16 protein-coding genes, 1 other RNA gene and 1 other annotated feature are annotated in these 19,913 nt (G+C 48.3%); of the genes, 2 read left to right on the forward strand and 15 right to left on the reverse strand.

What is annotated here, in order from left to right; translation table 11 throughout:
- Nucleotides 1-2: 2 nt before the first annotated feature.
- From recD2 to cymR, 5 genes are all read right to left on the reverse strand, one after another.
- Nucleotides 3-2,381 (reverse strand): SF1B family DNA helicase RecD2, encoded by a 2,379-nt coding sequence (gene recD2 / locus L3V45_RS12860; protein WP_236837026.1) that lies wholly within the window; start codon nt 2,379-2,381, stop codon nt 3-5.
- Nucleotides 2,382-2,399: 18 nt separating this feature from the next.
- Nucleotides 2,400-3,020, reverse strand: a complete 621-nt coding sequence (locus tag L3V45_RS12865; RefSeq protein ID WP_088005508.1) for a tetratricopeptide repeat protein — start codon at nt 3,018-3,020, stop codon at nt 2,400-2,402.
- 87 nt (nt 3,021-3,107) lie between these two features.
- The gene (gene mnmA, locus L3V45_RS12870) at nt 3,108-4,223 is read right to left on the reverse strand and encodes a tRNA 2-thiouridine(34) synthase MnmA (RefSeq protein WP_024085647.1); all 1,116 of its coding nucleotides are present in this window, start codon (nt 4,221-4,223) and stop codon (nt 3,108-3,110) included.
- Between the two features lie 36 nt (nt 4,224-4,259).
- On the reverse strand, nt 4,260-5,399 hold the full coding sequence (locus L3V45_RS12875; protein WP_003152731.1) for a cysteine desulfurase family protein: 1,140 nt from the start codon (nt 5,397-5,399) through the stop codon (nt 4,260-4,262).
- A gap of 18 nt (nt 5,400-5,417) precedes the next feature.
- Nucleotides 5,418-5,834, reverse strand: coding sequence for a cysteine metabolism transcriptional regulator CymR (cymR, locus tag L3V45_RS12880; protein WP_003152730.1), 417 nt, complete (start codon nt 5,832-5,834; stop codon nt 5,418-5,420).
- Between the two features lie 194 nt (nt 5,835-6,028).
- Here cymR and L3V45_RS12885 point away from each other — a divergent pair, with 194 nt between their 5' ends.
- On the forward strand, nt 6,029-7,297 hold the full coding sequence (locus tag L3V45_RS12885; RefSeq protein WP_044053489.1) for a replication-associated recombination protein A: 1,269 nt from the start codon (nt 6,029-6,031) through the stop codon (nt 7,295-7,297).
- Nucleotides 7,298-7,372: 75 nt separating this feature from the next.
- On the opposite strand, the gene L3V45_RS12890 is transcribed toward L3V45_RS12885, so the two are convergent.
- The 5 genes from L3V45_RS12890 to L3V45_RS12910 form a co-directional block, all read right to left on the reverse strand.
- Complete coding sequence (locus L3V45_RS12890) at nt 7,373-8,137, reverse strand: tRNA threonylcarbamoyladenosine dehydratase (RefSeq protein ID WP_003152728.1); 765 nt, start codon at nt 8,135-8,137, stop codon at nt 7,373-7,375.
- 71 nt (nt 8,138-8,208) lie between these two features.
- Nucleotides 8,209-8,401: non-coding RNA, 6S RNA (ssrS, locus tag L3V45_RS12895), on the reverse strand.
- Nucleotides 8,402-8,463: 62 nt separating this feature from the next.
- On the reverse strand, nt 8,464-10,242 hold the full coding sequence (aspS, locus tag L3V45_RS12900; protein ID WP_236837027.1) for an aspartate--tRNA ligase: 1,779 nt from the start codon (nt 10,240-10,242) through the stop codon (nt 8,464-8,466).
- A 14-nt stretch (nt 10,243-10,256) separates the two neighbouring features.
- Nucleotides 10,257-11,531 carry a histidine--tRNA ligase gene (hisS, locus tag L3V45_RS12905; RefSeq protein WP_003152726.1) on the reverse strand — a complete coding sequence of 425 codons (1,275 nt, stop codon included), beginning with the start codon at nt 11,529-11,531 and terminating at the stop codon, nt 10,257-10,259.
- A 63-nt stretch (nt 11,532-11,594) separates the two neighbouring features.
- Nucleotides 11,595-11,827: a binding site (T-box leader), on the reverse strand.
- 60 nt (nt 11,828-11,887) lie between these two features.
- A complete protein-coding gene (locus L3V45_RS12910) occupies nt 11,888-12,058 on the reverse strand; it encodes a YrzK family protein (RefSeq protein ID WP_003152722.1) in 171 nt (56 codons plus the stop codon).
- Nucleotides 12,059-12,188: 130 nt separating this feature from the next.
- On the opposite strand from L3V45_RS12910, the gene L3V45_RS12915 reads away from it, so the two are divergent.
- Nucleotides 12,189-13,751: an N-acetylmuramoyl-L-alanine amidase family protein gene (locus L3V45_RS12915; RefSeq protein WP_015387900.1), complete on the forward strand. Its 1,563-nt coding sequence runs from the start codon at nt 12,189-12,191 to the stop codon at nt 13,749-13,751.
- A 26-nt stretch (nt 13,752-13,777) separates the two neighbouring features.
- Here L3V45_RS12915 and dtd read toward each other — a convergent pair whose 3' ends face one another.
- The 5 genes from dtd to L3V45_RS12940 form a co-directional block, all read right to left on the reverse strand.
- Complete coding sequence (gene dtd / locus L3V45_RS12920) at nt 13,778-14,221, reverse strand: D-aminoacyl-tRNA deacylase (RefSeq protein WP_069448893.1); 444 nt, start codon at nt 14,219-14,221, stop codon at nt 13,778-13,780.
- 12 nt (nt 14,222-14,233) lie between these two features.
- The gene (gene relA, locus L3V45_RS12925) at nt 14,234-16,438 is read right to left on the reverse strand and encodes a GTP diphosphokinase (protein WP_003152716.1); all 2,205 of its coding nucleotides are present in this window, start codon (nt 16,436-16,438) and stop codon (nt 14,234-14,236) included.
- A 157-nt stretch (nt 16,439-16,595) separates the two neighbouring features.
- Entirely contained in the window at nt 16,596-17,108 is a 513-nt protein-coding gene (locus L3V45_RS12930; protein WP_003152714.1) for an adenine phosphoribosyltransferase, read from the reverse strand.
- Nucleotides 17,109-17,113: 5 nt separating this feature from the next.
- Entirely contained in the window at nt 17,114-19,474 is a 2,361-nt protein-coding gene (gene recJ / locus L3V45_RS12935; protein WP_196616048.1) for a single-stranded-DNA-specific exonuclease RecJ, read from the reverse strand.
- A gap of 55 nt (nt 19,475-19,529) precedes the next feature.
- Nucleotides 19,530-19,856, reverse strand: a complete 327-nt coding sequence (locus L3V45_RS12940; RefSeq protein WP_003152709.1) for a LapA family protein — start codon at nt 19,854-19,856, stop codon at nt 19,530-19,532.
- Nucleotides 19,857-19,913: the final 57 nt, after the last annotated feature.

Below are 19,913 nucleotides of genomic sequence, written 5' to 3' on the forward strand. Positions count from 1 at the left end.
ATTTACGCTTTTTCTTCCATAAAGTCAAAAGGCGTGATGCCTTCCATTCCGATGTTCGCATCATATACACTGAACGGCAGCTCTTTTTGCAGGGCGGCCAGTTCTGCATCCATCTCTTCAGTCTGCTCTGTGAGCCTGTCTTTAAGCGACGTCTGTCTGACGGTGGCATCATTGTTTTTAACGCCCCATTCAAGCGCTTCTTCTTCTCCGCAAAGAATCAGGAATTTTTTGGCTCTTGTAATGGCGGTATAAAGCAGATTTCTCCTGAGCATTCGATAGTAGCCTTTGACGACAGGCAGGACGACAATCGGGAATTCGCTCCCCTGCGACTTATGAATGGAACAGCAGTAAGCGTGGGTAAACTGGCTGAAATCCTTTTTCGTAAAGGTGATTTCGTTGCCGTCAAACGAGACGACGACCATGTCTTCTTTTTCTGTATTTTCTTTGGCATAAAAAATGGACACGATTTCGCCGATATCGCCGTTAAACACATTGTTTTCCGGCTGGTTGACAAGCTGCAATATTTTATCGCCCGTCCTGTAGACGACATCTCCGAATTTCAGCTCCCGCCTTTTTTCTTTCGGCGGATTCATGATGTCCTGAAGAAGCATATTCAGCTCGTTAATTCCCGCTTTTCCCCTGTACATCGGGGCAAGCACTTGAATATCTCTGGAGGTATACCCCTTTTTTAACGCGTTCGAGACGACCTGATCCACGACTTCTTTAATCTGTGAAGAATTACAGCGGATAAATGAGCGGTCCTTTGTCGGCGCGGTCAGCCCCTTTGGAAGCAGTCCTTTTTTCATATCATGGGCAAGTTCCACAATGGATGATCCTTCAGCCTGACGGTAAATATCTGTCAGGCGCACGGTCGGCAGCACTTCAGAAGCCAAAAGATCTCTGAGCACCTGCCCCGGTCCTACTGAAGGAAGCTGGTCTTCATCACCGACAACAATGAGCTGAATGTGCTTAGGAAGCGCCTTAAACAAATGGCTGGCGAGCCAGATATCGAGCATACTCGCTTCGTCTATAATGATCAGTTTCCCTTCAATCGGCTGATCTTCGTTGTAGGTAAAGCCTTCAGCGCCATTCCAGCCGAGCAGCCTGTGAATCGTAACAGCCGGCAGACCCGTAGATTCGCTCATCCGTTTTGCGGCTCTTCCGGTCGGCGCGGCAAGCAGCACCGGAAACGCCTCGTCTTTTTTATAATCACCGGGGTCAAGGGATACGCCGTGCAGTTCACTGTATAATTCCACGATTCCTTTAATAACGGTCGTTTTCCCCGTTCCAGGTCCCCCGGTCAGTAAAAGCATCGGTGAAGACAGCGCTTTTTGAATGGCATCCTTTTGGCTTGGTGCGTATTGAACATTCATCCGTTCTTCCAGTTCACCGAGTGCAAGCAGAAATTCCGATTCAGGAAATTGATCGGCATACTCCGTCTGAGCCGCAATGTCGAGCACGCGTTTTGCGACGTTTTGTTCCGCGTAAAACAAGGACGGAAAATAGCAGCGCTCTCCTTCGATGACGATATCCTTACTCTCCCCGAGGGCGATGATGCCGTCAGCCGCATCCATTTCCGTGACGCGGCCGCCTTCAGCTGACTGATTCAGGAGCGTTTGCGTATTGATAATCAGCTGCTTTGTCTCTATGTACGTATGGCCCTCTGAAAGACAGGTCGATTCAATCGTATATAAGATTGCCGCTTTGATCCGCTCCGGGTGGTTTCCTGACAGACCCATTTTTCCGCCCAGCTCGTCAGCTTTCACAAAGCCGATGCCTTCAACGTCTTTTACAAGCTGATAAGGATTTTCCTGAATTTTCTCCAAGGTTTCCGTTTCGTAGGCCTGATATATTTTCATGGATAGCTGGGGCCCGAAACCGTATTGGTTCAGAGAGATCATAATCTGTTCAAGCCCCTGATGCCGCTGCAGCTCTCCCGCCAGTTTGTCCGCTTTCTTTTTTGACATTTTCGGCACATCATAAAGCACCGACGCATCAGCCAGAATTTTATTGAGCGCGCCGTCTCCAAGCTTTTTGACGATTTCTTCCGCCGTTTTTTTTCCGATTCCTTCAAACAGATCACTTGATAAATAGTGAATGATTCCTTCTTTTGTGGTCGGAATTTCTTTTTTAAAGTGTTCAGCCTGAAATTGCAGGCCGAACTTAGGATGCGTGGCAGTTTTTCCGTAAAATGTATAGGTCTCATCTTCTTGCAGCAGAGGGAAGTAGCCCGTTACGGATACGACCTTGTCTTCGATCGCCTCAGACGTTTCTGCAACCTTGACTTTCAGCACTGTATACAGGTTGGTGTCATTATGATAAATGACCGTATGAATGACGCCTTTTACATACGGCTGTTCTTCGATGTTCAGCTGATCCACGAGCCTTCCCTCCTTTTGTTATGACTGGGTGATAAGCTGTTTCGCATGAAGCGCAAGCATATGATCAGGCTGTATGCCGATTGCGCCTTCCAGCATCTCAAGCGCCTTTTCACGATTTTCTTTGTATGCGTAAGCGACCCCGGCATTATAAAATGCGTCCGCGTGGCCTGGATCCTGCTCGATCACCGTCTCAAACTGCGCAAGAGCTTCATCCAGCATTTCTTCATTTGCAAGACACATTCCGAACTGGAAGCGCGCTTCCGTGTCATTTTCGTTTAATTCAACGGCACGCTGCAGATACGGCAGTGCAAGCTTCGGCCGCTCTAATTTAACGAGAACGGTCCCCAGCATATAAAACAAATCTCCGTTTTCCATTCCGGAACGAAGCGCTTTTTCAAACATATCCTTCGCTTCGGAAAACGATTCTTTCATCACATATACGTTTCCCGCACCGTAATAAGCGGCTGCCGCCGAATTGTCCAATTCAAGCGCTCTGTTATAGAATGCAAGCGCCCGTTCGAGTTCGTTCACAGAAGAAAGCAGATTTGCGAAGTTGATGTACGGCACCGGGTCTTGGCCGTTTTCCTCAATCGCTTTCGTAAAAGCCTCTGCCGCTTTTTCAAAATCGCCCTCCTGCATGGCGTCAATCCCGATTTTATTATAATCCATTTTTAACTTCCTTTCGCTAAAAAACCCCAACATGCGAGTTGAGGTTTTTTACATGTGTTATACGTACCACAGTTTTGTTCCGTCTTTATAAACGTCATCTATCGTTCCGCCGCCGAGGCACTCTTCTCCGTCATAAAAAACGACGGCTTGTCCCGGCGTAACGGCGCGTACCTGCCCGTCAAAAATGATTTCCGCTTCATCATCACCCGTCATTTTCACCGTTACTTTGTGATCTTCCTGACGGTAGCGGAATTTCGCCGTGCATGTCATTTCGCCGCCGTCCATCAGACCGGGACGCGTCCAGCTGACATTTGTCGCCGTGATCTTATCGGAATACAGAAGCGGATTATGGAATCCTTGATCAACATACAGAATGTTTTTTTCAAGATCTTTACCGACGGCGAACCACGGCTCGCCGCTTCCGCCGATTCCAAGACCGTGGCGCTGTCCGATTGTATAATACATCAGACCGTCATGACGCCCTTTTATTTCTCCGTCCATTGTCATCATATCGCCCGGCTGAGCGGGGAGATATTGGCTGAGAAACGTTTTGAAGTTGCGTTCGCCGATAAAGCAGATTCCCGTGCTGTCTTTTTTCGCAGCTGTCGCAAGTTCTGCTTCTTTGGCAATTTCCCGCACGCGGCTTTTTTGCAGATCACCGATCGGGAACATGACTTTACTGAGCTGTTCCTGATTGAGCTGATTCAGAAAATAAGTCTGGTCCTTGTTTTCATCCAGACCGCGGAGCATGCGCACTGTACCTGCGCTTCTGTCCACGCGGGCGTAATGGCCCGTCGCAAGATAATCCGCGCCGAGTGACAGAGCATGATCCAAGAAAGCCTTAAACTTAATTTCTTTATTGCACATGACATCCGGATTGGGGGTTCTTCCGGCTTTATATTCATCAAGGAAATATTGAAATACCTTTTCCCAATATTGCTTCTCAAAATTGACGGCATAATACGGAATTCCGATCTGGTTGCAGACCCGGATGACGTCTTCATAATCTTCCGTCGCCGTGCAAAAACCGTTTTCGTCCGTATCATCCCAGTTTTTCATAAAGATTCCGATTACATCGTAGCCCTGCTCCTTCAGCAGAAGGGCCGCCACGGAAGAGTCCACGCCGCCGGACATGCCGACTACGACTCTTGTATCCTCCGGCCGTTTTTCCATTTGCATTCACTCCATTAAAAACGTAAGTCCGCCGTTTTAAGCAAGCCGTTTAACGACGGCGGCAAGCTTTTCGGCGGCTGTTTCGATTTGTTCCGCCGTATTGCCGAGGCCGAAGCTGAGGCGGATTGACGAAGTCAGCCTGCCGCTCTCACTTCCGAACATGGCCGTAAGCACATGGGACGGAAGAACGGATCCCGCTGTACAAGCAGATCCGCTGGATACGGCAATGCCTTCCATGTCAAGATTGACCAGCAGCGCTTCCACCGGCACACCGGGAAAGTAAAGGTTTAAAATATGAGGCAGGCATTTCTCGGCATCTCCGTTCACCTCCGCTGTAACGCCAGCTTCTTCCAGCGTGCTCATGATGATGTTCTTAAACTCCTTATACTTCGCTGTTTTCTCTTCCCTCTCACGGTTTGAAAGGACGACCGCTTCTTTTAAGCCGGCGATGCCCGGTACATTTTCCGTCCCCGCGCGGCGCTTTCGTTCCTGCTCTCCCCCAAGAAGAATCGGTGACAGCTTCACCTCTTGATTTACATATAAAAAGCCTGTCCCTTTAGGCCCGTTAAGCTTGTGACCGGAAACAGACAGCATGTCAATTCTGCTTTTTTTCACATCAATCGGCATATAACCGAATGCCTGGACGGCATCTGTGTGAAAATAGGCCTGATGCCCGCTTAACAGCTCTCCGATTTCGTCAATCGGCTGAATGGTTCCGACTTCGTTATTGCCATACATGACGGTAACAAGGATTGTATCATCACGGAGCGCTTCTTTCACCTGATTTGCACTGATCCGTCCTGAAGGGCCGGGCATGAGGTATGTCACCTCAAAGCCGTCTTCTTCCAGCTTTTCGCAGGCGTGCAATACAGCATGATGCTCAACAGCGGTCGTAATGATATGCTTTCCTTCATTCTTCCGGGCGGCAGCCGTTCCGAAAATGGCTAAATTATCAGCCTCCGTACCGCCGCTTGTGAAAATAATTTCCTGTTCTTTCGCACTGATTTCGCGCGCGATGTCCGCTCTCGCTTCATCGACCCATTTCCGGGATTCTCTCCCGAATGAATGAATGCTTGACGGGTTGCCGAAACTGCCGAAGAAATGGGGCTTCATTTCTTCGAGCACACGTTCATCCATGGGGGAAGTCGCGGCATGATCTAAATAAATCCGTTCCATTGTCTTTACACCTCTGGTTTAAATATAGAACATATAAGCTTCCTGCTCGCCGTCCGTGTAGCTCGCAAGGTCTTCTAACGTCGTGCTGTCCAGCACGTCTTTTACAGCGTCGCGGATGCGGATCCATAACTCCCGCTTGGCAGGCTCTTCATCCTCAAGCACTTCTACCGGGCTGATCGGCCCTTCCAGCACTCTGATAATATCTCCGGCCGTTATCTCTTCAGGCTGGCCCCCGAGCACGTAACCCCCGTAAGCGCCTCTGATGCTTTTTACGAGTCCGGCGTTTCTGAGCGGTGATACAAGCTGTTCCAAGTAATGCTCAGAAAGGCTGTTTGTTTGGGCGATGCTTTTGAGCGACGTCGGACCGTCTCCGTGCTTTTTCGCCAATTCAATCATAATGGTGAGCCCGTATCTTCCCTTTGTCGATATTTTCAATATGAACACCCCAGTCAATTCTAATTGTTAATTTATACAAGTAAATGGATATGAATAATCTGTTTAGTATCTTATAGACCAACTGTTATTATAACATAACTTATCCTAATTTTCATTGAAACACGGGGCCCGCCGCAATTCGCTTTTCTAATCGTCCGTTTTCCGTTACCCTGTATATGTAAGGAGAGATGTTCATGAAACCATTGGCGTATCGGATGCGGCCTGCCAATATCGAAGACATTATCGGTCAGGAACATTTGGTCAAAGAAGATAAAATCATCGGCAGAATGGTGCGTGCGAAGCACTTATCATCCATGATCCTGTACGGACCGCCGGGCATCGGAAAAACGTCCATCGCCACAGCGATCGCAGGATCGACAAGCATCGCATTCAGGAAATTGAATGCCGTCATTCATAATAAAAAAGACATGGAGATTGTCGTACAGGAAGCGAAAATGTCAGGCCAGGTCATTTTAATCCTTGATGAAGTGCACAGACTTGATAAGGGAAAGCAGGATTTTCTGCTGCCCTATTTAGAAAACGGCATGATTATTTTAATCGGCGCGACGACCGCCAACCCTTATCATGCCATTAACCCGGCCATCAGAAGCCGGACCCAGATATTTGAGCTTGAACCGTTAACACCCGATCTGATCAGGCAGGCATTGAAAAGAGCGCTCACAGATGAACACCGGGGACTCGGTTCCTACAGCGTTTCGGTGGACGACGACGCGATGGATCATTTCGCACAAGGGTGCGGAGGAGACGTCCGCTCCGCTTTGAACGCACTGGAGCTTGCCGTGCTCTCCACAAAGGAATCAAGCGACGGGACGATCCGGATTACACGGGAAACGGCGGAAGAATGTCTGCAGAAAAAAAGCTATACCCATGATAAAAACGGCGATGCGCATTATGACGTCTTATCCGCGTTCCAAAAATCGATCCGGGGCTCGGACGCAAACGCCGCCCTTCATTATCTGGCCCGTCTGATCGAAGCCGGAGACCTTGAAAGCATATCAAGAAGGCTTCTCGTGATCGCCTATGAAGATATCGGCCTCGCAAGCCCGCAGGCAGGCCCCCGGGTGCTGAGCGCGATTCAGACCGCAGAACGGATCGGCTTTCCGGAAGCGAGAATTCCGCTGGCCAATGCGGTAATCGAATTATGCCTCTCGCCGAAATCAAACTCCGCCATTTCAGCCGTTGATGAGGCGCTCAAAGACATCAGGACGGGTAAAATCGGCGATGTGCCGAAACATTTAAAAGACGCCCACTATAAAGGGGCCCAAGAGCTCGGACGCGGGATCGGCTATCAATATCCCCACGATTTCGAGAACGGATGGGTCGAACAGCAATATTTGCCCGATCCGTTAAAAAACAAGCAATACTATAAACCGAAACAAACGGGGAAATTTGAAGCCGCCATAAAGCAAGTGTATGAAAAACTGATGAAGCAGAAAAAATAACCGGACAAGATCTTTCGTGTAAACGGCGGATTCAAATAAAAAAACAGCCTTTCCTGAAGAAGGCTGTTTTTCTTTTTACTTATCTTTAACCCGTTTAATGTCGATGTCCTTTAAGAGCTCCATGACAACATGTCCGCCCATAATCAGACCGGCCACTGACGGAACCCAGGCGTTGGAAGACGGCGGCATTTGCGCTTTGCGGATTTTCGCTTCATCATTCCCGACTTCTTTTCTGACGTCTTCACGGATGACGATCGGGCTTTCATCAGAAAAAATGACCTGTACGCCTTTTTTAATGCCCTCTTTACGAAGCCTTGTGCGGACGACTTTGGCAATCGGATCAGTATGGGTTTTTGAAATATCAGCAATCTGAAAGCGTGTCGGGTCTGTTTTATTCGCCGCTCCCATGCTTGAAATCAGCGGAACATTCCGTTTCAGACATTCTTTCATCAGATGAATTTTATAATGAATCGTATCCGACGCGTCAATGACGTAATCGAGCGGATACTCAAAGAACTGCTCATACGTCTCTTCTGTATAAAACATTTTTAAGGCGACGACGTCACAATCCGGATTAATATCAGCGATCCGCTCTTTCATCAATTCTGTTTTCGGCTGTCCCACCGTCGACAAGAGCGCATGCAGCTGGCGGTTTACATTTGTAATATCAACATCATCTTTATCGACAAGCACGATCCGCCCCACTCCGGACCTCGCCAATGCTTCGGCTGCGAATGAACCGACTCCGCCGACGCCGAGAACGGCCACCGTGCTGTTTTTTAACGTGTCCAACCCTTCTTTTCCAATCGCTAGCTCATTTCTGGAAAACTGATGTAACAAGAACCTCACTCCACATTCTGGTTTTATAAACTCGGCTTGTCAAAAAGCCGCTGGTTTTAGCGCACAAAAAATAAAGTCCCAATTGTGCCGTTGCAGCTTTCCTTCGTTTTGAACCCGCTCTCAGCAGGTGGGTGCCCTTTTTTAAATCTTGTAAGTCCTCTTTAGCGAATGAAAAGAGGCATGTACGCCATTTAAAAATGCGGGCTCCCAAATCAAAAAAATGTTCGGTCAAAACTAGGTGTACAACTAACACATCAGGACTTTATTTAACTTGTCAAAATCATATCACAGCAGATTTTGATTTTCAAGAAACAAACTGCCGATCTTTACTGTTTCACTTTTCTTTTGACAGAAAGGTGAAGTTCTTCAAGCTGGGCGTCGCTCACTTCGCCGGGCGCTTCCGTAAGAAGGCAGCTTGCGCTTGCCGTTTTCGGGAAAGCGATCGTATCTCTTAAGTTAGTGCGGCCTGCAAGAAGCATAACCAACCGGTCTAAGCCGAGCGCGATTCCGCCGTGCGGAGGGGCGCCGTATTCAAAGGCTTCAAGAAGGTATCCGAACTCCTGCTCCGCTTCTTCTTTTGTAAAGCCGAGAAGCCCGAACATTTTTTCCTGAACGTCTTTTTCAAAAATACGGATTGAGCCTCCGCCGAGTTCATAGCCGTTTAAGACGAGGTCGTAAGCCTGCGCTTTCATATCTTCAGGCGCCGTTTCAATCCGGTCAAGATCTTCACGGACAGGCATTGTAAACGGATGGTGAGCCGCATAGAAACGGCCTTCTTCCTCGTCATGCTCCAATAACGGCCAGTCCACAACCCACAGGAAGTTGAAGAGGCTTTCGTCAATCAGGCCGCGTTCTTTGCCGAGCTTTAAGCGAAGCGCGCCGAGGGATTGAGCCACAACCTCAAACTTATCAGCGCCGAACAGGAGCAGATCGCCTTCAGAAGCATCAAGCGCTTCAGCCAGTTTTGCCTGCTTCTCTTCATCAAAGAATTTCGCAATCGGGCCTTTTACGCCGTCAGCTTCTACTTTCACCCAAGCGAGACCTTTCGCGCCGTAATTTCCGGCAAAAACGCCGAGCGCATCGATATCTTTTCTGGAATAGTCGCCGGCAGCGCCTTTGACATTGATCGCTTTTACAACGCCGCCGTTTGCCACGGCTGATGAGAACACCTTAAATTCAGTATCTCTCACTATGTCTGACACGTCCGTCAGCAGCATGCCGAAGCGGGTATCGGGTTTGTCGGAACCGTAGCTGTTCATCGCTTCTTCATATGTCATTTGCGGAAGCGGAAGCGATACTTCAACGCCTTTTGTTTCGAGCATGACTTTCGCCATCATCTCTTCCGCCAGAGCCATGATGTCCTCTTGACTCATAAAGGACATTTCAATATCAATCTGCGTAAATTCCGGCTGGCGGTCGGCACGCAAGTCTTCATCGCGGAAGCAGCGGGCCACTTGATAATACCGTTCAAAGCCCGACACCATCAGAAGCTGTTTAAAAATCTGCGGCGATTGCGGAAGGGCGTAAAATTCCCCTTCATGCACCCGGCTCGGCACTAAGTAATCACGGGCGCCTTCGGGAGAACTTTTTGTTAAAATCGGTGTTTCAATATCAAGAAATCCGTTTTCATCCAAGAAATGGCGGATGGATTTTGTGACTTGATGCCGCATTTGCAATGTTTGAAACATCGCCGGGCGGCGCAAATCCAAATAGCGGTGTTTTAACCGGACGTCTTCAGAAACGTCAGCCGCCTGGTCACTGATCGGAAACGGAGGCGTTTTCGCCGTACTGAGCACCGTCACCGCTTCAGCTTTGATTTCAATTTTACCGGTTTTCAGGTTGGGATTCACCGTGCCTTCTTCACGGGCAGAAACCGTGCCTTCGATATCAAGCACATATTCGTTTCTGATTGCTTCCGCTGCGGCAAGGGCTTCCTTCGATACGTCAGGGTTGAACACGACTTGCACAATACCCGAGCGGTCACGCAAATCAATGAAAATCAAGCCGCCGAGATCGCGCCGCTTCTGCACCCACCCTTTCAGTTTGACGGTTTCGCCAATCGCTTTTTCAGTTATCTCGCCACAATAATATGTTCTTCCAAACATAGCGTTCCTCTCCTTCACTGCTTTTGATCTGCCTTTAACACTTGTATCAGCTCGTCTAACACCACTTCACGCTGCTCTCCTGTTTCCGCATCTTTTACATTGATTTTATTTTGGGCAAGCTCATCTTCCCCTAAAATCGCAATAAAACGTGCGCCGAGACGGTCAGCCGTTTTGAATTGGCCCTTCATCTTTTTATTTTCATAATCGATTTCACTTGAGATGCCCGCTTCTCTCAGTTTGTACACGAGGGAAACGGAATAATCCTTCGCTTTTTCTCCGAGCGTCACGATGTAGCAGTCGATCCCCTGATTGACGGGAAGGTCTGTTTTCTCAGCGTCAATGGCTGCCAGCAGTCGTTCGATGCTCATCGCAAATCCGATACCCGGCGCTTCAGGTCCGCCGATCTGTTCAACAAGCCCGTCATAGCGGCCCCCGCCGGCAAGGGTTGTAATCGCTCCGAATCCTTCGGCATTGCTCATAATTTCAAAAGCGGTATGGTTATAATAATCAAGCCCTCTGACAAGGTTCGGATCTATTTCGAACGGGATGCCGAGACCGTTTAAGTATTGTTTTACTTTCTCAAAATAAGCGGCTGATTCTTCATTTAAGTAATCAAGAATGGACGGAGCCGTTTTCATCAGTTCATGCTCTCTGTCTTTCTTGCAGTCAAGAATTCTGAGCGGGTTTGTGTGCAGACGCGATTGGCAGTCTGAGCAAAATTCTCCGATGCGCGGTTCAAAATGTTTGACGAGCGCTTCCCGGTAGGATTTGCGGCTCTCCTGGTCACCAAGGCTGTTCAGCACAAGCTTGACATGTTTCAAACCGGCTTTACGGTAAATACTCATCGCAAGCGCAATGACTTCTGCATCCACGGCCGGATCTTTGGAGCCGATCGCTTCAATTCCGAATTGATAAAATTGGCGGAAACGCCCTGTCTGCGGACGTTCGTAACGGAACATCGGTCCGACATAATAAAGCTTCGTCGGCTGCACCGGGTTCGCAAATAATTTATTTTCATTGAACGCGCGGACTGCGGCGGCTGTTCCTTCCGGCCGAAGCGTCAAGCTTCTCCCTTTGCGGTCTTCAAACGTGTACATTTCTTTCTGCACGATATCTGTAGACTCACCGACGCCTCTTGCGAATAATTCCGTATGTTCGAAGATCGGCGTGCGGATTTCTTTATATTGATAAGTGCGGCACGTCTCCCTCATAATTTGTTCGACGAACTGCCATCTGTCTGATTCACCCGGCAGTATGTCCTGTGTGCCTCTTGGAATGTGATATGCCATGTTACAGGCCTCCTTAATGTCTTTCTTCAAATAAAAAAACTCCCGCTCCTACTATACATGTATAGTAGGGACGAGAGTTATACCCGTGGTGCCACCCTAGTTGGAATGCCGAAGCATCCCCGCTCTGACCTTTAACGCAGGTTCACGTCCGCTGCCTAATGACTTGCAAAAGCGTTCAGCAGGGAACCTCCGGAGTGTTGTTTCGAGAAAGATGCAGTGCGGATCCGCTTTCAGCCCGGGACGGTTCCTCTCTTTTCCATGCATTCTGACCTACTCTTCTCCATTATCGGTTCAAAATCGTTATCATGAGTTATGTACATCAATTTCTATTATAATAATGGGATTGCACTCCCCTGTCAAGTTTTATTCCGTCTGTTTTTCCTTGCGACCGCTTCTTTCGATAAGAGACCGAACTCCGTCGCCGTCTCTTCAAGAAAACCCGCCTTTTCTCTATCGCTCTGATCACTGAAATGCAGATTTCCTTCCGCATCGTGCAGCGCGCGCCCCATTTTTGGTTGATATTTCATGATTTGCACACCTTTTCGCTGTATTTATGACTAGTATAAACAAACCATTTTATTTTTATTTAACATTCAGCAAGGAAAATACGATATTATACAAGAATGTATTTTAGTTAGTTCAGAAAGGAGGACAGCCATGAAGAAGAGAACTCTTGCTCTTATTTTATGCGGCGTCATCATCACAGCGCTTCTTCCGTCATTTCACACCGCAATCGCCGCAGAGGGAGAAGCGGTCATCGCGACAGACAAGATCAATGTCAGAGGCGGTCCCGGCCTGAGCTACGGAATAAAGGCTGAAGTAAAAAAAGGGGAAAGATACCCGATCGTTAAAGAAGAGGGAGACTGGGTACAGCTTCAGCTGAGCCCCGGTAAAACCGGATGGGTCGTTTCCTGGCTGATATCAAAAACAGCCGGGGGAGCAGACAATTCATCCGCAACAAGCGGAACGGTCACTTCCACTGATCCTGACCTCCGCATCAGAAAAGGCCCGGGGACATCGTATGAAGTCATCGGCAAACTTCCGCAAGGCGCGCATGCATCCGTGCTGGACAAGAACAGCGGATGGGTGAACATTTCTTATCAAGGCACAACCGGGTGGGTTTCTTCCGAATACGTCACCGCGGACAGCGGCGGATCGGATACGAAAGCAACTTCGGCCCGAAGCGGGTCAAAAAGCGGAACGGTCGGCGTTTCTTCATTGAATGTCAGAAGTGCAGCGTCACATGATTCAGCGATTATGACTAAATTATCACGCGGAACAAAGGTTTCCATCTTAAGTGAAGACCACGGCTGGCTGAAAATTGAAGCAAACGGTCAAAAAGGCTGGGCAGCAAGCCACTACATCATAAAGGATTCTGACTCATCGGGCAGCGCATCCGGCTCAGGAGACGGTTCTGCGGGCTCAGGCTCCTCGAAAAAAGCGTATATTGTTTACGGCGGCACCAACTTAAGGAGCTCGGCCTCGACTTCCGCTTCTATCGTAAAAAGAGCAGATAAAGGCGCAGCCTACCCGATTGTCGGCTCAAGCGGCAAATGGTATGAAGTCCGGCTTGAAAACGGACAAACCGCATATGTGGCAGACTGGGTCGTACAAACGTCAAAAAGCGGTGAGGAAACAGGCGAAGCACCTTCTCCCAACACGTCAGGCGGCAGCGGCTCACTTAAAAACAAAACGATCGTCGTTGATCCCGGACACGGAGGAAAAGACAGCGGAACGATCGGCTACTCCGGAAAGTTTGAAAAAAACGTAACGATTAAAACCGCTAAGCTGTTAGCCGGAAAATTGAGAGCGGCCGGTGCAAACGTGTATATCACCAGACAGGATGATACATTTATCAGCCTGCAGGCCAGGGTTTCAACCTCTCATTACCGGAATGCGGATGCCTTTATCAGCATTCACTATGACAGTTATGCCGATACGTCAACGCGGGGAAGCACGGCTTATTATTACAGTCCGTCTAAGGACCGCCAGCTTGCCTCAGACGTCCATTCTGAAGTAGTGAAGCGTTCCCCTATTCCTGATCGCGGCGTTCTGTTTGGCGATTATTACGTCCTGAGGGAAAATAAACGGCCTGCCATGCTGTATGAGCTCGGCTATCTCAGTCAACCGCAAGAAGAAACAATCATACATAGCGGCTCTTATCAGGAAAAAGTGACAGACGGAATTGAAAGCGGATTGGAACATTATTTTCAATCATAAAAAAAAGCTGCCGAACGGCAGCTTTTTTATTGTTTAGAATCCATAATCAATGTAATCGGCCCGGAATTCGTCAGCTGAACATCCATCATGGCTCCGAATATTCCGGTTTTCACTTTGACTCCTTTTTCCCGAAGGAGTTCGTTCCACTTTTCATAAAGGAGCACAGCCTGATCCGGTTTAGCCGCATTCATAAAATTCGGGCGTCTCCCTTTCTTTGTTTCGCCGTAAAGCGTAAACTGGGAAACGGATAAAATCTCCCCGCCCGTATCCAAAAGCGATAAATTCATCTTGCCGCTTTCATCATCAAATATCCGAAGATTCACGATTTTATCCGCCAAGTAAGCGGCATCTTCTTCTGTATCTTCATGAGTGATGCCGACAAGCGCCATAATACCGGGTCCGATCCGGCCGGCGACAGCGCCGTCAACCGTCACACTCGCTTCTGTTACACGCTGAACAACTAATTTCATAGCAAGCTCCTTTTAGTTCATTACCCGCCGGACTGAATAGATGTCTCTGATCTGCTTAATCCGCTCGACCACTTTGTGCAGATGGTTAATGTTTTGAATAAAAATCGCCATATGAATCGTAGCGACTTTATTGCGGTCGGATTTGCCGGAGACAGAGGAGATGTTGGTTTTCGTTTCATTTACGGCTTGGAGCACCTCATTTAAAAGCCCGAGACGGTCATACCCCAAAATCTCAATCTCAACGTTATATTCTTTGCGTCTTTGAACCTGTGATTCATGCTCCCATTCAACGGGAATCAGACGTTCCTGCGCTTCATTCGTTTTGACGTTCGGACAGTCATCCCGGTGAACGGATACACCGCGCCCTTTTGTAATAAAACCGACGATATGGTCGCCCGGCACCGGGTTGCAGCATTTCGACAAGCGGACGAGAAGGTTGTCAATGCCTTTTACGCGCACACCCGCTTCCCGTTTTCTCCCTTGAGGATAATGTTTCGGCTCGGAAGTGACTTCCTGAACGATTTTTTCCTGCTCTTCCTGGTCACGCAGCTTCCGTTCTTTTTCGGTGAGCCTGTTGGCCACCTGAAGAGCGGTAATGCCGTTATATCCGACCGCCGCGTACATATCCTCTTCATTTGAGAAATTGAACTTGTCGGCAACTTTTTGAAGATTTTCGAGCGTTAAAACATCTTTCACTTCAAAATCAAGATTTTTAATTTCTTTCTCGACAAGCTCACGGCCTTTTTCGACATTTTCTTCACGGCGCTGTTTCTTAAAGAATTGGCGTATTTTGTGTTTCGCCTGGGACGTCTGCGCCAGTTTGACCCAGTCTTGGCTCGGACCGTAAGAATGCTTGGACGTCAGAATCTCGACGATGTCGCCCGTCCGGAGCTTATGGTCAAGCGTCACCATTTTTCCGTTCACTTTCGCCCCGATTGTTTTGTTGCCGATCTCTGAGTGGATCCTGTAGGAAAAATCAATCGGCACAGAGCCTGACGGCAGTTCAATGACATCGCCTTTTGGCGTAAATACGTATACCATGTCAGAAAACAGATCGATTTTCAGCGATTCCATAAATTCTTCCGCATCCGTAGACTCGTTTTGGAATTCCAAAATTTCACGGAACCAGGACAGTTTTTTCTCAAATGTCGCTTCTTCGTTTGCAGCCTTGCCTTCTTTATAAGCCCAGTGTGCGGCCACCCCGTATTCAGCGATCTCATGCATCTCAAACGTTCTGATCTGCACTTCCAGCGGATCGCCTTTAGGCCCGATTACGGTCGTATGCAGAGACTGATACATATTCGGCTTAGGCATCGCAATATAATCTTTGAATCTGCCAGGCATCGGCTTCCAGCACGTATGAATAATGCCGAGTACGGCGTAGCAGTCTTTAATGCTTCCGACAAGAATACGGACGGCGAGCAGATCATATATTTCATTGAACTGTTTATTTTGCAGCGCCATCTTGCGGTAAATGCTGTAGATGTGTTTCGGACGCCCTGAAAAGTCCGCTTTAATATTCACTTCTTCAACGCGTTTTTTCACTTCATTGACAACCTCTTCGACATAAAGTTCGCGTTCCGCGCGCTTTTTCTTCATGAGGTTGACGATTCTGTAATATTGCTGAGGATTCAAATAACGGAGAGCGGTGTCTTCCAGCTCCCATTTGATCTTAGAAATCCCGAGCCGATGTGCCAGCGGAGCGAAAATCTCCAGCGTCTCATTTGAAATTCTCCGCTGCTTTTCCTGCGGAAGATGCTTTAACGTCCGCATATTGTGAAGGCGATCCGCCAGCTTGATCAATATGACTCTGATATCCTGAGCCATAGCGACAAACATTTTTCGATGGTTTTCCGCCTGCTGCTCCTCTTGAGATTTATACTTAATTTTACCGAGCTTCGTCACGCCGTCGACAAGCATCGCCACTTCTTCAGAAAATGCTTCCTTCAGGTCGTCGAGGGTGACATCCGTGTCCTCCACCACATCATGCAGAAATCCGCCCGCAATTGTGGAAGGGTCCATTTCCAGATCGACGAGGATCCCCGCCACCTGAATCGGATGAATGATGTACGGCTCACCTGATTTGCGGTACTGTTCGCGATGCGCGTTTTGCGCATACAGGTAAGCTTTCTCAACAAACGCAATCTGCTCCTCCGGCAGATAAGTGCGCGCTTTATCTATTACTTGCTCGGCAGTCAATACTTGTTCGTTCGCCATGGAATCACCTTTTTTAAATGTAAACTGTATTAGTTTATTATCAAGAAAAAAACGAGAGATGTAAAGGGCAGAAGTTCAAAACACCTAAAGAATCTGTCAGGATGATGAAATAATAGGAAAAAAGCACCCTGACACGAGTGCTTTTTTCCATATGCGGTTAATATTTCATTAATGTTAAAATATCATAATCGTCAAGCTTGTCTCTGCCGTCAAGGTAAGAAAGCTCGATTAAGAATGCAATACCGGCTACGACGCCGCCCAGTTCTTCGACCAGCTTAATCGTTGCTTCGATCGTGCCGCCTGTTGCAAGCAAGTCATCAGTAATCAGCACACGCTGTCCCGGCAGGATCGCATCTTTATGAATCGTCAGTACGTCTTTTCCGTACTCCAAACCGTAATCGACTTTAATGACCTCACGCGGAAGTTTTCCTTCTTTCCGAACCGGCGCAAAGCCGACTCCGAGTGCGTATGCAACCGGACAGCCGATAATAAAGCCGCGCGCTTCAGGCCCGACAACTAAATCAATTTCTTTTTCTTTTGCATATTCAACAATTTGGTCAGTGGCGTAACGGTATACGTCGCCTTTGTCCATCAATGTCGTAATATCTTTAAATTGTACGCCTTCTTTCGGGTAATCGGGCACAATTGTTACGTATTTTTTAAGATCCATCTGTTCTATGTCCTCCTCGTACTTTCATAAGCCTCTGAACCTTGGTTCATCAGCTTATTCAGCCATTCCTTCAGCTCATGGGCTGCGGAATAATTGAGCTTCTGGTCTAATTCCATCAGCTGCTGTTTTACCTGATAGGTTTGCGAATCTGCCAGGTCGCGTTTTTTCGCACCGCTCACGACAGACAGCACACCATCTTCTATTTTAACAAAACCGAGATCAAAAAACACCTTTGTCATGAAATTGATTGTGTCAATTGACCATCCTCTGTGTCTCGCAAGCTCTGAACCATGCTTGCCGAAGTCAAAAGCGCCCCTTTTCAAGAGAAATGCGTAAAACCACTTGAAATCATTCCGCGATGGAAATGAGGACAGGAAATGTTCTTCATGATTGATAAAAACAAAATAAATCCGTTCCGGCTTCTTTCCGTCAAGCAAATGCTGCAGGCGATCCGCTGACGGCGGCACATCCAGAAAAACGGCATATTTTCCGTCAAGCTGGAGAGCTTCCGCCTCGGATTCCGAAGTGATCTCGGCAAGCTCGCCCGTCAGCTCTTTTTCACGGAGCTTCTGAGCGGTTTTTTCGTTAAAGCTGATGAGCACCCGTTTTTCCTTCGGCAGTGCGGTGACCGTATCTTCCCACGTCCGCTTGCCTCGAATATCAAAAAGCTGCCATTCCGGCACCGCAGCATCTTTAATCATCAGCTGGGGCTTCTTTCTGTTGTTCCATTCATTAATGGACATCTCGCCGACAATGGAAATCGTTGATCCGGGAACAACTCCGGCTTCCAGCTCTCCTTTGTTAAAGCCGATGCAGTCAAGGACGGCGGAATCACTTTTCACCGTCATTTTCACGTGGTTTTTATTCGCTCCGATCAGGCGCACATCATCAAGCACGGCATTTTTCACCATCACATGCGGTTTAGGGTTAAGCATGCCGAACGGCGACAGCATATTCAATTCTGTAATGCTTTCAACGGTTATGTCTTCAACGCCGCAGACAAGATCAACCTCCTGAACGGGAATAAAATCCTCTTCCGTAAGGGTTTCTTCAGCCATTTGATTCAGCCTGTCCCTTAATTCCGCCACATCTTCAGCCTTCAGCGTCATTCCGGCCGCCATCGGATGCCCGCCGAAATGAGGAAGAATGTCTCTGCACTGTGAAAGGCTCGTAAAAAGGTTGAAACCTCTGATGCTTCGCGCCGACCCTTTGGCGATTCCCTGCTCCTCATCTATCCCAAGCACAACAGCGGGCCGGTAAAAACGTTCAGCCAGCTTCGATGCGACAATACCGACGACGCCCGGATTCCAGCCGGCTTTTGCCACTACAATGGCAGACGGGTTTCCGCCTTGCTGCTGTACCATTTCAACAGCCTCTTCGGTCATGGTTTTCACCATTTTCTGCCGCTCTTTATTCAGCCGGTCAATATCCGAAGCCAGTTCCTCCGCTTCAAACTGATCTTCGGTCATCAGCAGGTGCACAGCGGGATCGGCCTGTTCTATTCTTCCGACGGCATTAAGCCTCGGTGCGACCTGAAATCCAATCGTTTCCTCATCAGCTTGTCCGATATCTCCGCCGGAAAGCTTAATCAGAGCTTTGAGGCCCGGCCGATTTGTCGTACGAAGCCTTTCAATTCCGAGTGACGCAATTAATCTGTTTTCATCATGAAGAGGCACCAGATCTGCAACCGTACCGATTGCCGCCAAGTCCAGCATAGCTTCCGGCAAAGAACCCGTAAGCGCGTGGGCAAGCTTAAACGCCACACCGACGCCGGCCAATTCTTTAAACGGATAGCCGCATCCCGGCTGCTTCGGGTGGATGATCGCAAATACGTCAGGAAGCTCGGGTCCCGGCTCATGGTGGTCGGTAATAATGACGTCTAAGCCCAGCTCTTTTGCGACTTCAGCTTCATGGACGGCGGCGATTCCCGTATCCACTGTAATGATCAGCGAAAATCCCCGCTCTTTTATGGAACGGAAAGCTTGTTCATTCGGGCCGTAGCCTTCTGTAAAACGGTCGGGAATATAAAAGTCAACGTCCGCCGACAGCTGTCTGAGTGCCGTCAGCATCACTGACGTGCTTGTAACGCCGTCTGCATCGTAATCTCCGTAAATCATAATCGGTTCCCCTTGAGAAACCGCCAGTTTTATCCGATCAACTGCTTCCCGCATTCCCTTTAATTCATACGGGTCATAAAAGTCTGCATCCTTTGTATGTAAAAACAGCCTTGCGCTTTCGGCAGTATCAAAACCTCTTTTTACAAGCAGTGATGCCACAAGAGGTGTTATGTCCAATTGTTCTGTGAGTGATTTGACTTTTTCCTGATCCGGCTGCTGGATTTCCCAGCGCATTTTTGACGCTAACATAAATTCACCCCTCAACCACCCTATTATACTAGAGCGGACTGAGGGGTTTCAAATGTTATTCTGATCCTTTTTTCTCTTCAAGCATTTCTTCCGGCGGCGCGGCTGTTTTTTTGCCGTCCGAATCAGCCGTCAATTCACCTGCGGATCTGTTTTCTTTCCGCAGCATTTTAATTTCGCGCTTCAGTTTCATCACTTGAAATATACCGGCTGAAAACACGATCAGCGCTCCCATTAACACAGAGCCTAAAATGACTAAAATCAGCGGCCATTCAGCGGTTCCGAACAGATAATCAACCTCAACCGCCCGCACGTTAATGACTGCAAAGATGGCGACAATCAGAGTAAATAGTAAAGCGAATATAATAGTCCATTGTTTATTCATGCGTCTGCCCCCAATTATTGATTCTTATCTTTTCCCCCATTTTCCCGGGAGTAAACC

It is taken from the genome of Bacillus sp. R45 (genome assembly GCF_021729365.1).
GTDB classification, from domain to species: Bacteria; Bacillota; Bacilli; order Bacillales; family Bacillaceae; genus Bacillus; species Bacillus velezensis.